This window comes from Vibrio alfacsensis, from assembly GCF_019670485.1.
Classification (GTDB): Bacteria; Pseudomonadota; Gammaproteobacteria; order Enterobacterales; family Vibrionaceae; genus Vibrio; species Vibrio alfacsensis.
The window spans coordinates 886,055-899,033 of the sequence record NZ_AP024165.1; the positions used below are offsets into that span (position 1 = coordinate 886,055).

The following is a 12,979-nucleotide window of genomic DNA, read 5'->3' on the forward strand; positions in this document are numbered from 1 at the left end:
TAGCGCGCGAATACCCCTGTATATTTCGTGGCTGAAAGTGACTTGATACACGGCGTATACTCATTAACAGGAAGTCGTATTTAAGGAATCATTATGTCCATCTGGAAAGGGGTACATTTTACCCATCGGTTCAGCGAACTGCCGTCGGCATTCTTCACGAGTATTGCTCCCCAACCTTTAGATAATACTCGTTGGGTCGCTTGGAATCGCGAGCTCGCATTGCAATTTGGTTTGCCAGAACATGCAGGTGACGAGGTCTTGAGTGTATTTTCTGGACTAGAGGATTTTGCGCCATTTTTTCCGTTAGCAATGAAATATGCGGGCCACCAGTTTGGGGTATATAACCCAGATTTAGGTGATGGACGTGGTTTACTTTTGGCCGAAATGCAGCATAAAGATGGGACTTGGTTCGATATTCATCTTAAAGGAGCAGGGCTGACTCCATACTCACGAATGGGCGATGGTAGAGCGGTTTTGCGTTCGACTGTTCGTGAATATTTGTGTAGCGAAGCCATGGCAGGTCTTGGCATCCCAACCACTAGAGCGCTGGGGATGATGGACAGTGATACGCCTGTTTATCGAGAAAAAATGGAATATGGCGCGTTGCTAATCCGGCTAGCAGAAACCCATATTCGTTTTGGTCACTTTGAGCATTTTTTCTATGCCAACCAACTGAGCGAACAAAAGCTTCTTGCAGATAAAGTGATAGAGTGGCATTTCCCTCAATGCTTGGCAGTGCAAAAGCCCTATGCTGAAATGTTTGAGTGCATCGTAGATAAAACCGCAGTGATGATCGCGTATTGGCAAGCTTATGGTTTTGCGCATGGCGTGATGAACACCGATAACATGTCGATATTAGGTCAGACTTTCGATTATGGTCCGTTTGGCTTCCTTGATGATTATGATCCCAATTACATCTGTAACCATTCAGACTATCAAGGTCGTTATGCATTTGAACAACAACCTAGAGTCGCATTGTGGAACTTGTCAGCGTTAGCACATGCTTTGTCACCATTGATTGAGCGAGAGGATTTAGAAGCCGCACTTGGGAGATTTGAAGTTCGACTTAGTCAGAAATTCAGCGAACTCATGCGCGCTAAGCTAGGGCTTCACACTAAGGTCAGTGACGATGGACGTCTGTTTGAAACCATGTTTGAGCTGCTGCATCAAAACAAGACTGACTACACGCGTTTCTTCCGTGAACTCTCTTGTCTTGATATTAACTCTCCTCAAGCTGTCATTGATTTGTGTATTGATCGAGAAGCGGCAAGTGCATGGCTGGATCGGTATCTTGCTCGCTGTGAATTAGAAGTGGACGAACAGGGGGAACGTGTGTCAGTAGAGAGTCGCTGTGCAAAGATGCGTCAAGCGAATCCTAAATACATTTTACGTAACTACCTCGCACAACTTGCTATTGATAAGGCCGAAGAGGGGGATTTCAGTGAAGTAAATCGACTCGCTGAACTGCTAAAGCGTCCTTACGATGAGCAAATGGAGTGGGATGAATACGCTAAACTGCCACCGGAGTGGGGCAAAAAAATGGAAATTAGCTGCTCTTCTTAAATGTGTCATTTATTTACCCATCGCGTTTTGCCGTCGGAGTGGGTTTTACCCTTTATTATTCCTTATTATTGTTTCTCTGTGTTGTGGGTATCAACATGATGCCAACAATGCAAATGACACCAAAAATCATGACCAAGTAATGAATCGTATTGGGGGATAAAAACAAAAGAGGTGTGAATGTTTACACTTCTTCATCTATGGATTTGCACTCAGGTCGCCTTGGATCTGGCTTTATTCTTCTATCATAGCCAATCCATTTTTTTCTACTTTTTCGGCGATCTTCTCTTGAGCGCCGTTCTTCTTGGAACAGGCCATCGACCTCAACCGTATCTGTAATGACGGGAATTTTAGTTTTTTCGCCCATATCCATATGAACCTTTCTGCTTACATAATTCAAAGTATGGTTCAATTTCATACTGACAACAAGCGTTCGTTTGTACGTTAATTAACCCGTTTCTCATTGGTTTGATAGTGTGCATTTTTTGTATCAGTTTTTTTGAGCAACATTCGATTGTTCCATGAAAAGTTGGATATGGTTGTTGTTTTCTCATAAAGCACGTTTAATGGCTGCTTTTTCAAATTCAGCGACTTGCACTTCCAGCTCACAACTTGCACTTCTTATTGATGCCTTTTTAATATCTATTGAATGTTAATATTTTGTAGTCATGACTGGGGTGTTAGTTTTCAACTCTATGGAGTAAAACAAGAGCAAGATCTCTTTTTGGGTTTTTCAATAAAAAAAGCTGTCGATTCTCTTGAAAAAGTCGCTATTGTCCCCATTCTAGATATGCTGGCGGGGCAAAGTGGACGGGTGTCTTGTATTTTTTGTCCAATTTTGTGTCGGTATTCGAGAATTTAGTGCAGACAATGTCCACATAGTGGCTATTGGCTCGACAGGGTAGCGACAGATCGCTAGAATGTCGCGTCTAAAAATTCTGTCCTGAGGCTAATAGGAGATACCTTTGGCAATGTGCTGAAGATATCACTGATTAGTCCGGTGTTGATTTTCAACATCGATACTCGATTTAACTTAGGTGTTCGGACAGAACACTACACAAGGATGAAGCGTGAACTCACAGAGTCTCGCTCATACGCTCGGGAAGACCGGGCCACTTTAGAGGTTTATATATAATGCAAGTTACTGTTGAAACGCTAGAAGGCCTAGAGCGCCGTCTAAACATTACTGTTCCAGCTGCAAACATCGAAGACGCTGTAACAGCTGAACTACGCAACATCGCTAAAAACCGTCGTTTCGATGGTTTCCGTAAGGGTAAAGTGCCTCTAAAAATGGTTGCTCAAATGTACGGCAAAGCTGTACGTCAAGACGTTCTTGGTGAAGTTATGCAACGCCACTTCATCGAAGCGATCGTAAAAGAGAAAATCAACCCAGCTGGCGCACCAACTTTTGCTCCAGTTGAAAACAACGAAGGCGCAGATCTAGTGTTCACTGCAACTTTCGAAGTTTACCCAGAAGTTGAGCTAAAAGGCCTAGAAAGCATCACTGTTGAAAAACCAACAACAGAAGTGAATGAAGCAGACGTAGAAGAGATGATCGAAACTCTACGTAAGCAACAAGCTACTTGGGCAGAAGTTGAAGAAGCTGCAGAAGCTGGTAAGCGTGTAAGCATTGACTTCGTTGGTTCTATCGACGGTGAAGAGTTCGAAGGCGGTAAAGCTGAGAACTTCCCACTAGAAATGGGCGCAGGTCGCATGATCCCAGGTTTCGAAGACGGTATCGAAGGTAAAACTAAAGGTATGGAATTCGAAATCGACGTAAACTTCCCAGAAGATTACCACGCTGAAAACCTAAAAGGTAAAGCGGCTAAGTTCGCAATCAAAGTGAACAAAGTTGAAGCTCGTGAACTTCCAGAACTAAACGACGAATTCGTTGCTAAGTTCGGTGTTGTTGAAGGCGGCGTTGACGCACTTAAAGCTGAAGTTCGTAAGAACATGGAGCGCGAACTTAAGCAAGCTATTAAGAACCGCATCAAAGAGCAAGCTATCGACGGCCTAGTTGAGCAAAACCCAATCGACGTACCAGCTGCACTTATCGATCAAGAGATCCACGTTCTACGTCAACAAGCTGCACAACGCTTCGGTGGTAACCCAGAAGCAGCTGCACAACTTCCACGTGAATTATTCGAAGAGCAAGCTAAACGTCGCGTAGTTGTTGGTCTTCTACTTGGTGAAGTGATCAAGTCTGAAGAGCTAAAAGCAGACGACGAGAAAGTAAAAGCGCTTATCGAAGAGATGGCAACAGCTTACGAAGATCCATCAGAAGTTATTGCTTACTACGAGCAAAACGAACAAATGATGAACAACATGCGTAACGTTGCTCTAGAAGAGCAAGCTATCGACGCGATCATCGCTAAAGCACAGGTTACTGAGAAAGAAGTAAGCTTCAACGAGCTACTTAACCAACAACCTGCTGCTTAATAAGCATTATCTTGCGTAGAAGGTTGACTTAGCGTTAACTATTCTGCTAACAATGGTCCGTATGATACTCATCATCCGGGCCATTTATTTTAGGGACATAAGAATATGAGCTACCAAGAAAAAAATGCAATGTCGCCAATTATTGACGCGCTAGTACCAATGGTGGTTGAGCAAACTTCCCGTGGCGAACGCTCTTACGACATCTATTCACGTCTGCTTAAAGAGCGCGTGATCTTTTTAACGGGTCAAGTGGAAGACCACATGGCAAACCTTGTCGTGGCTCAGCTACTTTTCCTAGAATCTGAAAATCCAGATAAAGATATTTTCCTATACATTAACTCTCCAGGCGGCAGCGTAACTGCGGGTATGTCAATTTACGACACCATGCAGTTCATCAAGCCAAATGTAAGTACTGTATGTATGGGTCAAGCTTGTTCTATGGGCGCATTCCTGCTTGCTGGTGGTGCACCAGGTAAGCGTTATGTTCTGCCTAACTCACGCGTGATGATCCACCAACCACTTGGTGGCTTCCAAGGTCAGGCTTCTGATATCCAAATCCATGCTCAGGAAATCCTGACTATTAAGCAAAAGCTAAATAAACTATTAGCTGAGCACACTGGTCAGCCTCTTGAGGTGATTGAGCGTGATACCGATCGTGATAACTTCATGTCGGCAGATCAAGCAGTAGAATACGGTATTGTGGATGCAGTGTTGAGCCGTCGTGGCGAGTAATTTAGCCAGCGCAATTTGGCTAAATTTGATATACACTCATTCATAAAGAGTAAAGGCTAAGAGGTTAGCGAATGACAGATAAAAGCAAAGAAAGTGGCAGCGGCAAATTGCTGTACTGTTCTTTCTGTGGCAAAAGTCAGCACGAAGTTCGCAAGCTAATCGCAGGTCCGTCAGTTTACATTTGCGACGAGTGCGTCGACTTATGTAACGATATCATTCGCGAAGAAATCAAGGATGTTCTCCCTAAGAAAGAATCTGAAGCGTTACCAACGCCAAAACAGATCCGTGAACACCTTGATGACTATGTGATCGGACAAGATTACGCGAAAAAAGTGCTCGCAGTTGCGGTATATAACCACTACAAGCGTTTACGTAATGGTGATACAACGAGCGAAGGCGTGGAACTTGGTAAAAGTAACATCCTTCTTATCGGTCCTACAGGTAGTGGTAAGACGCTACTTGCAGAAACGTTAGCTCGATTCCTGGATGTGCCATTTACAATGGCTGACGCAACGACACTAACCGAAGCAGGTTACGTTGGTGAAGACGTTGAAAACATCATCCAGAAGCTTCTGCAAAAATGTGATTACGATGTAGCTAAGGCTGAACGCGGCATCGTATACATTGATGAAATTGACAAGATTTCTCGTAAAGCTGAAAACCCATCAATTACGCGTGACGTATCTGGTGAGGGTGTTCAGCAAGCGCTACTAAAACTTATTGAAGGTACGGTTGCATCGGTGCCACCACAAGGTGGTCGTAAGCATCCGCAGCAAGAATTCCTACAAGTGGACACATCTAAGATCTTGTTCATCTGTGGTGGTGCATTTGCAGGCCTTGATAAAGTGATTGAACAGCGTGTAGCAACAGGCACAGGTATTGGTTTTGGCGCAGAAGTGCGTTCTAAGAACGAAACCAAAACTGTAGGTGAACTATTTACTCAGGTTGAGCCTGAAGATCTAGTGAAATACGGCCTGATCCCAGAATTCATTGGTCGTCTACCAGTAACAACAACGTTGACTGAGCTTGATGAAGAAGCGCTAATTCAGATCCTATGTGAACCGAAGAACGCGCTAACTAAGCAATATGCCGCTTTGTTTGAACTGGAAAATGCCGAGCTTGAATTCCGTGAAGATGCACTTCGTGCTATTGCTAAGAAAGCAATGGAACGTAAAACGGGTGCTCGTGGTCTACGTTCAATTCTTGAAAGCGTTCTACTTGAAACCATGTATGAACTGCCATCGGCAACCGACGTAAGCAAGGTTGTTATTGATGAATCAGTGATTAATGGTGAGTCAGAACCGCTGCTTATTTACAGCAATGCCGACAGCCAGGCCGCTGGAGCAGAATAAAATCAGCATCAATTAAAAAGGAGGTAAGTAATTACCTCCTTTTTTTATTTCTCTTATTGAATCCAAACAATTAGACCCCATATACTGGCTTAAGTAATACGTTAAACGTGAAAGCGGAAGAGAGAATTATATGAACTTGGAACGTTCCGAGCGTATCGAGATCCCGGTATTACCTCTACGTGACGTAGTGGTCTACCCACACATGGTTATTCCATTGTTTGTCGGTCGTGAGAAATCGATTAGCTGTCTAGAAACGGCGATGGAAACAAACAAACAAGTTCTGCTTGTGGCACAAAAGCAAGCTGATACTGACGAGCCGACCGTTGATGACCTATTTGAAGTAGGTACGGTAGCGACGATTCTCCAACTGCTTAAGCTACCAGATGGCACAGTAAAAGTGTTGGTCGAGGGTCAGCAGCGTGCGAAGATCAATCACTTTAAAGAAAGCGACTTCTTCCTTGCTGAAGCGGAATATATCGTTACGCCTGAGCTAGATGAACGTGAACAAGAAGTGATTGTACGTAGTGCGATCAACCAGTTTGAAGGTTTCATTAAGCTAAACAAAAAAATCCCACCAGAAGTACTGACTTCGCTAACGGGGATTGAAGAAGCGGCTCGTTTGGCTGATACCATTGCTGCACACATGCCATTGAAGTTGGTGGATAAACAGCAAGTTCTTGAAACAGTAGATATTTCAGAGCGTCTTGAGTTCCTGATGGGACAGATGGAATCTGAGATTGATCTTCTTCAAGTTGAAAAGCGCATCCGCGGCCGTGTTAAAAAGCAGATGGAGAAATCTCAACGCGAGTACTACCTGAATGAGCAAATGAAAGCGATTCAGAAAGAACTTGGTGAGATGGAAGATGCGCCAGATGAATTTGAAGCACTGAAGCAAAAGATTGAAGAATCTAAAATGCCTCAGGACGCACGCGAGAAGACAGAACAAGAGCTACAAAAGCTTAAGATGATGTCGCCAATGTCGGCTGAAGCGACCGTGGTACGTAGCTACATCGACTGGATGGTAAGTGTGCCATGGGCGAAACGCTCGAAAGTTAAGAAGAACCTTGCGAAAGCAGAAGAGATTCTAAACGAAGATCACTACGGTCTAGAGCGGGTTAAAGAACGTATTCTTGAGTACTTAGCGGTACAAAACCGTATCAACAAGCTGAAAGGTCCGATTCTTTGTCTTGTAGGGCCTCCTGGTGTCGGTAAAACGTCTCTAGGTCGTTCTATTGCGGCTGCGACTGGTCGTAAATACACTCGCATGGCTTTAGGTGGCGTGCGTGATGAAGCGGAAATTCGTGGTCACCGTCGTACTTACATTGGTTCGTTGCCAGGTAAGCTCATTCAGAAAATGTCGAAAGTTGGCGTTAAAAACCCTCTTTTCCTTTTGGATGAAATCGACAAGATGTCGTCAGATATGCGTGGCGATCCGTCTTCTGCACTGCTAGAAGTACTCGATCCGGAACAAAACAACGCATTCAACGATCACTATCTAGAAGTGGATTACGATCTGTCTGACGTGATGTTCGTAGCAACCTCGAACTCGATGGATATTCCGGGCCCGTTGTTAGACCGTATGGAAGTGATTCGTCTTTCTGGTTACACAGAAGACGAGAAGCTAAACATTGCGAAGCGTCATCTTGTTGATAAGCAAGTACAGCGCAATGGTCTTAAGCCACATGAAATTACGATCGAAGATTCGGCAATCATCGGCATTATTCGTTACTACACACGTGAAGCGGGTGTGCGTAGCCTAGAGCGCGAAATCTCGAAGATCTGTCGTAAAGCAGTGAAGAACATTCTACTAGATAGTAGCTTGAAATCTGTGACGGTAACAATGGACAACCTAAAAGAGTACTTAGGTGTTCAACGTCATGATTTCGGTAAAGCGGACGACAGTAACCGCATCGGTCAAGTGACAGGTCTAGCTTGGACACAAGTAGGTGGCGATCTACTGACGATTGAAACCGAAGCGATGCCAGGTAAAGGTAAGTTGACGCAAACAGGTTCACTTGGCGATGTCATGAAAGAGTCGATCCAAGCGGCAATGACGGTTGTACGTTCGCGTGCTGAGAAGCTGGGTATTAACTCAGACTTCTACGAGAAGCGTGATATCCACGTACACGTTCCTGAAGGCGCAACACCAAAAGACGGCCCAAGTGCGGGTATTGCAATGTGTACTGCACTGGTTTCTAGCTTGACAGGTAACCCAGTTAAAGCAGAAGTCGGTATGACAGGTGAGATCACACTACGTGGTGAAGTCCTACCTATCGGCGGTCTTAAAGAGAAGTTGCTTGCGGCGCACCGTGGTGGCATCAAAACAGTCCTGATCCCTAAAGACAATGAGCGTGATTTGGAAGAGATTCCAGACAACGTCATTGCTGACCTTCAAGTGATTCCAGTACAGTGGATTGACGAAGTTCTTAAAGTTGCACTAGAGCGAGACCCGACAGGCGTTGAGTTCGACGCTAAAAAATAGTGATGTGCAGCAAAAATAAGTAAAACTTTACGCTGATAGGCTCAAAAAGGCTTGTCAGCGTTTTTTTTGGAAGCTAACTTAAGCTCGATAGCTGTCAGCCCTTGAAATATAAGGGGTGGCACATTTTTTCTTTACAATGGAACGAAAGTCATCACAAAAATAATCACAGATGACATTAAGGGGAAATCACAGTGAATAAAACTCAGTTAGTAGAACAAATCGCACAAAACGCAGATATTTCTAAAGCATCAGCTGGCCGCGCTCTAGACGCATTCATTGAAGCAGTAAGTGGTACGCTTCAGTCTGGTGACCAAGTTGCACTTGTTGGCTTTGGTACATTTAGCGTACGTACTCGTGCAGCTCGCACAGGTCGTAACCCTAAGACTGGTGAAGAAATCCAAATCGCAGAAGCGAAAGTGCCAGCGTTTAAAGCGGGTAAAGCGCTTAAAGACGCTTGTAACTAATTTCTTGTAACTCTTCTTTCCTAGTGATGTCTTATCGATAACGCAAGGTAGAGTTTACAAAGGCTGTTGCGTGATTTTTGCTCAAACGGTGCGTTTGGAACAAAAATTTACAAACAAAGAGCCGAACTTTTTTAAATTATGCGCATCCTACTGATGCGCATTTCTTTTTCTGATATTATTGCGACATTATTTCTATTAGAAGCAGTTGGCTTCATTTGTGGAGAGCAGTTAAATTATGATGGATCGACTACGCGAAGGCGTGAATAGCATCGCGGTCAAAATTATCCTTGGACTTATCATCCTATCTTTCGTTTTCGCAGGTGTAGGTAGCTACGTTGCTGGCGGTAACAATAATGTTGCAGCGAAAGTTGGAAATACCGATATTGCTCGTGGTGAGTTCGAGATGGCATACCAAAATGAGCGTAATCGCATGCAAGCTCAATTGGGTGATTACTTCTCTCAAATGCTGGCTGACCCTGCATACGTGGAATCTTTCCGTAAATCCGTTCTAGATCGTATGATCAATGACGTATTGCTTGATCAACAAGCAGAAGCGTTAGGTCTGCGTATTAGTGACGCTCAAGTCCGTAGCATGATTCTAGAAATGCCTCAGTTCCAATCTAACGGTAAGTTTGATCAAGAGGTCTACCAAGCGTCTCTACGTCGTGCAGGCTTCTCTCCAGACTCATTTGCAGAATACATGCGTCGTGAATTGGTTCGTGAGCAACTATTGAACGCGCTGCAAACCAGTGAGTTTACGCTACCTGGCGAAGTTCAGGCAGAAGGCAAACTGCTAACTCAAACTCGTGACGTTCGCACTATCACCATCGATTTGGCGGAGTTTGCGAAAAAAGTAGATCTTACTGACGAAGAAATTCAAGAGTACTACAAAGCGAATCCAGATAACTTTACTCGTCCTGAGCAAGTAAAAGTTGCTTACATCGAGCTTTCTGCTGAAGCGCTTAAGAAGCAAATTCAAGTTTCTGACGCAGACGTTAAGAAATACTACGACGAGCATCTAGATAAATATTCAACAGAAGAACAACGTCGCGTTGCTCATATTCTTGTTGAGGGTGATGATGAAGCGAAAGCCCAAGCGATTCTTGATGAGCTAAATGCAGGCGCTGATTTTGCAACTGTCGCAAAAGAAAAATCGGAAGACTTTGGCAGCGCTGAAAACGGTGGTGATCTAGGTTGGATCGAGCGCGATGTGATGGATCCTTCATTTGAAGAAGCGGCATTTGCACTTAAGAACCCTGGCGACATGACAGGTTTAGTGAAATCGGACTTTGGTTACCACATCATTAAACTAGAAGAGCTTAAAGGTGCTGTTGCGAAGCCTTACTCTGAAGTTGCAGCAGAAATCAAACAAGAAATGATTGACCAAAAAGCCGTTGATCAATTCTATGAGCTACAAAGTGAGCTTGAAAAGGTGGCATTCGAATACCCTGACTCTCTAGACGATGCGTCTAAAGCGGTTGGCCAAGCAGTGAAAACAACGGATTTCATCTCTCAAGTTGATGCTCCAGAAGTTCTGAAGAACCCAGCGGTAATTCAAGCGATTCTAAGCCCAGAAGTGAAAGAAGATGGTCTGAACTCAGAAGCGATTGAAATTGCACCTGAGCACATCATTGTTGTACGTGTTGAAGACGCTCGTGATGAAACGGTATTACCACTAGATGAAGTGAAAGGTCAAGTTGTTGCTGAACTGTCTCGTGTCAAAGGTGAGCAAGGCGCAATTGAACTAGGTACAAAAGTTGTTGCAGCGCTTAAAGAGGGCAACACGGATATTCTTGCTGAAAACAATCTAGCGTTTGGTGAACAAGAATCGATCGACCGTCGTTCTCCTTTAGCAACAACGGTATTTGCAATGGCAAAACCAGTTGATGGTAAGCCAGTGTTCGGTCAGTCAAAAGATCTAGACGGTAACATCGTTGTTATCGAACTTGACGCCGTTCATGCAGAGCTTGATAGTTCATTAGAACAGCAAGTTGCAATGCAAATGCTACGTGCATCAGCTCAGCAAGACTTGTCTTCTGTGGTTGCTGTACTTCGTGAAAATACAGATATTGAATATTTTGTTGTGAGCAACTAAGCATTCTTGATGTAATTTGCATGTTGACAAAAACGGGCCGCATTCGCGGCTCGTTTTATTTTTTTCGGTAGTCACTTTCATGCCTAGATTGGCTTTTTTAGAGTAGTGTCGATGGTTCGCTAGCGGATACCAATTGGAGTAAATAGCTGGCGAGATGAATACCTAACATAGCCATAAAAGGGAAAAAACATGAAATGGATTTTAACAATAAGCTTAATGTTGTTGAGCTCTTTAGCTTGGGCTACAGACAGCCAAACTGGCAGCGCAGAGACATCAAGCAATAAAGCAGCAAAGTATGACGGAATTGAAATTACCGTAAACGTGAATACCGCTTCGGCACAAGAAATTGCGAGTTTGCTTAACGGTATCGGTGAAAAGAAAGCACAAGATATCGTTGATTACCGCAAGGAGCATGGGCCATTTAAAACGGCTGCAGATTTGACGAATGTAAAAGGTATTGGCGATGCTACCGTGAAGAAAAACGAGGATCGAATCCTACTTTAACGGTGTCGTTCGCGTAAAAATCAAGACTTAATAAGCATACCTTGATTACTGAGAAAACAGATAAATCAGTTTCATCCGATTACTGCTGTCCCGAGCCGATGACTTTTAGGGTTCGGGCTTTTTTGTTTATTGTTGCGAATGATTAGCCAAAAACACGACGCTTTAAGCCTTTTTCTATGCACACCATTGTTAAGCCTCCAATCGCGCCAATCAAATGGGCGTCAATGGCAACTTTTGCGCCAATCATTACTGTAGTGCTTACTGAGGGGCCATAGATCTGCTCCCAAGCAATTTTCGCAATAAGGCCACCCACTAACAGTAAACTGCTTCTTCTACCCTCGAAAACTTCTCTTAGTGCCCAAAAGCCAAAAAGTCCATGCAATACACCGGATAGACCGACATAAATAGACAGGCTGGTAAATAGATTTATCGTTCCAACAAAAGTACACAGCAATATAAAGACAACGAGAAAGTTGCGCATGGTAGGACGAAAAATAAAACCAATGATCCATAATGCAGCAATGTTCATCCCGAGGTGAGCAAAGTTGGTATGGGTGAGATTTCCTGTTACGATTCGCCACCATTCACCGTGGCGTATATTGTAAGCGTGCCATTCGGCAAGGCTTGCCATCGGTTCGAATTGAAGTATTAAACAGATAATGCTGATGATGCTCAGCAATGTATAAAGGTTCACACTATGTCTCGTTATTGTTCTCAATGTGGAAAATCACGCAAAGCTTGTATTTGCCAATGGGTTGTACCGCTAGGAAACGAGGTTGAACTTATCATTCTTCAGCATACGAGTGAAGAACATCGTCCTCTGGGTACGGCACGGATTCTCAATTTGAGTTTAAATTGTTGTACTTGTCTAATTGGTGAGGATTTTTCTAATGATGCATTGCTCAATGAATATCTTGCCGATGACCACTATCAACACTTTATTCTGTACCCGTCGGAATCTTCGCTTTGTCTGTCTGAACTTGCCAATAGTAGCGTGACAGGACAAAAAAAAATGCGTCTTATCTTGCTTGATGGTACGTGGAAGAAAGCCTACAAAATGTGGCAGCTTTCGACTAATTTACACGGCATACCAACGGTCAAGCTACCTGAAGATCTTCAAGGCCATTATACGATTCGTAAAGCACCATCTGAAAACAGCTTGTCGACAGTAGAGGCGGGTTACTACGCTTTAAGCTTGCTTGAGCCAAACAAAGATTTTTCACCGCTTTTGAATGCTTTTGAAAAAATGATTGAGTTTCAAATCGCCCAGATGCCTCCGGGCGTATTTGAGAAGAACTATCTGAAAGGTGAGTAGTTTATTGCAAACGTAAATAGCTTATTGTTGAACGCT

General features: G+C 43.8%; 12 protein-coding genes. 10 read left to right on the plus strand and 2 right to left on the minus strand.

What is annotated here, in order from left to right:
* The first annotated feature begins 93 nt into the window (after nucleotides 1-93).
* Nucleotides 94-1,563, plus strand: coding sequence for a protein adenylyltransferase SelO (locus VA249_RS04150; protein ID WP_221069059.1), 1,470 nt, complete (start codon nucleotides 94-96; stop codon nucleotides 1,561-1,563).
* 181 nt (nucleotides 1,564-1,744) lie between these two features.
* Here the strand turns inward: VA249_RS04150 and VA249_RS04155 are convergent, their stop codons facing one another.
* Nucleotides 1,745-1,927 (minus strand): hypothetical protein, encoded by a 183-nt coding sequence (locus tag VA249_RS04155; protein ID WP_221069803.1) that lies wholly within the window; start codon nucleotides 1,925-1,927, stop codon nucleotides 1,745-1,747.
* Between the two features lie 282 nt (nucleotides 1,928-2,209).
* Here VA249_RS04155 and VA249_RS24025 point away from each other — a divergent pair, with 282 nt between their 5' ends.
* The 8 genes from VA249_RS24025 (at nucleotide 2,210) to VA249_RS04190 (ending at nucleotide 11,628) form a co-directional block, all read left to right on the plus strand.
* The gene (locus VA249_RS24025; RefSeq protein WP_225923904.1) at nucleotides 2,210-2,422 is read left to right on the plus strand and encodes a hypothetical protein; all 213 of its coding nucleotides are present in this window, start codon (nucleotides 2,210-2,212) and stop codon (nucleotides 2,420-2,422) included.
* A gap of 272 nt (nucleotides 2,423-2,694) precedes the next feature.
* Nucleotides 2,695-3,999, plus strand: coding sequence for a trigger factor (gene tig / locus VA249_RS04160; protein ID WP_128811313.1), 1,305 nt, complete (start codon nucleotides 2,695-2,697; stop codon nucleotides 3,997-3,999).
* Between the two features lie 105 nt (nucleotides 4,000-4,104).
* Nucleotides 4,105-4,731, plus strand: coding sequence for an ATP-dependent Clp endopeptidase proteolytic subunit ClpP (clpP, locus tag VA249_RS04165; RefSeq protein ID WP_211919766.1), 627 nt, complete (start codon nucleotides 4,105-4,107; stop codon nucleotides 4,729-4,731).
* A 71-nt stretch (nucleotides 4,732-4,802) separates the two neighbouring features.
* Nucleotides 4,803-6,083 carry an ATP-dependent protease ATP-binding subunit ClpX gene (gene clpX / locus VA249_RS04170; protein WP_128811312.1) on the plus strand — a complete coding sequence of 427 codons (1,281 nt, stop codon included), beginning with the start codon at nucleotides 4,803-4,805 and terminating at the stop codon, nucleotides 6,081-6,083.
* 130 nt (nucleotides 6,084-6,213) lie between these two features.
* The gene (lon, locus tag VA249_RS04175) at nucleotides 6,214-8,565 is read left to right on the plus strand and encodes an endopeptidase La (protein ID WP_128811311.1); all 2,352 of its coding nucleotides are present in this window, start codon (nucleotides 6,214-6,216) and stop codon (nucleotides 8,563-8,565) included.
* A gap of 191 nt (nucleotides 8,566-8,756) precedes the next feature.
* Complete coding sequence (locus VA249_RS04180; RefSeq protein WP_128811310.1) at nucleotides 8,757-9,029, plus strand: HU family DNA-binding protein; 273 nt, start codon at nucleotides 8,757-8,759, stop codon at nucleotides 9,027-9,029.
* A 235-nt stretch (nucleotides 9,030-9,264) separates the two neighbouring features.
* Nucleotides 9,265-11,124 carry a peptidylprolyl isomerase gene (gene ppiD, locus VA249_RS04185; RefSeq protein ID WP_221069060.1) on the plus strand — a complete coding sequence of 620 codons (1,860 nt, stop codon included), beginning with the start codon at nucleotides 9,265-9,267 and terminating at the stop codon, nucleotides 11,122-11,124.
* Between the two features lie 189 nt (nucleotides 11,125-11,313).
* Nucleotides 11,314-11,628: a ComEA family DNA-binding protein gene (locus VA249_RS04190; protein WP_128811308.1), complete on the plus strand. Its 315-nt coding sequence runs from the start codon at nucleotides 11,314-11,316 to the stop codon at nucleotides 11,626-11,628.
* Nucleotides 11,629-11,770: 142 nt separating this feature from the next.
* Here the strand turns inward: VA249_RS04190 and rrtA are convergent, their stop codons facing one another.
* The gene (gene rrtA, locus VA249_RS04195; RefSeq protein ID WP_221069061.1) at nucleotides 11,771-12,322 is read right to left on the minus strand and encodes a rhombosortase; all 552 of its coding nucleotides are present in this window, start codon (nucleotides 12,320-12,322) and stop codon (nucleotides 11,771-11,773) included.
* A gap of 3 nt (nucleotides 12,323-12,325) precedes the next feature.
* Between rrtA and VA249_RS04200 the strand changes: the two genes are divergently transcribed.
* Complete coding sequence (locus tag VA249_RS04200; protein ID WP_221069062.1) at nucleotides 12,326-12,943, plus strand: tRNA-uridine aminocarboxypropyltransferase; 618 nt, start codon at nucleotides 12,326-12,328, stop codon at nucleotides 12,941-12,943.
* Nucleotides 12,944-12,979 lie beyond the last annotated feature (36 nt).

Bases quoted from the DNA above. Each gene is read 5' to 3' on its own strand.
- VA249_RS04150 (WP_221069059.1), top strand. From the start codon at position 94: ATGTCCATCTGGAAAGGGGTACATTTTACCCATCGGTTCAGCGAACTG.
- VA249_RS04155 (WP_221069803.1), bottom strand. From the start codon at position 1,927: ATGGGCGAAAAAACTAAAATTCCCGTCATTACAGATACGGTTGAGGTC.
- VA249_RS24025 (WP_225923904.1), top strand. From the start codon at position 2,210: ATGTTAATATTTTGTAGTCATGACTGGGGTGTTAGTTTTCAACTCTAT.
- tig (WP_128811313.1), top strand. From the start codon at position 2,695: ATGCAAGTTACTGTTGAAACGCTAGAAGGCCTAGAGCGCCGTCTAAAC.
- clpP (WP_211919766.1), top strand. From the start codon at position 4,105: ATGAGCTACCAAGAAAAAAATGCAATGTCGCCAATTATTGACGCGCTA.
- clpX (WP_128811312.1), top strand. From the start codon at position 4,803: ATGACAGATAAAAGCAAAGAAAGTGGCAGCGGCAAATTGCTGTACTGT.
- lon (WP_128811311.1), top strand. From the start codon at position 6,214: ATGAACTTGGAACGTTCCGAGCGTATCGAGATCCCGGTATTACCTCTA.
- ppiD (WP_221069060.1), top strand. From the start codon at position 9,265: ATGATGGATCGACTACGCGAAGGCGTGAATAGCATCGCGGTCAAAATT.
- VA249_RS04190 (WP_128811308.1), top strand. From the start codon at position 11,314: ATGAAATGGATTTTAACAATAAGCTTAATGTTGTTGAGCTCTTTAGCT.
- VA249_RS04200 (WP_221069062.1), top strand. From the start codon at position 12,326: ATGTCTCGTTATTGTTCTCAATGTGGAAAATCACGCAAAGCTTGTATT.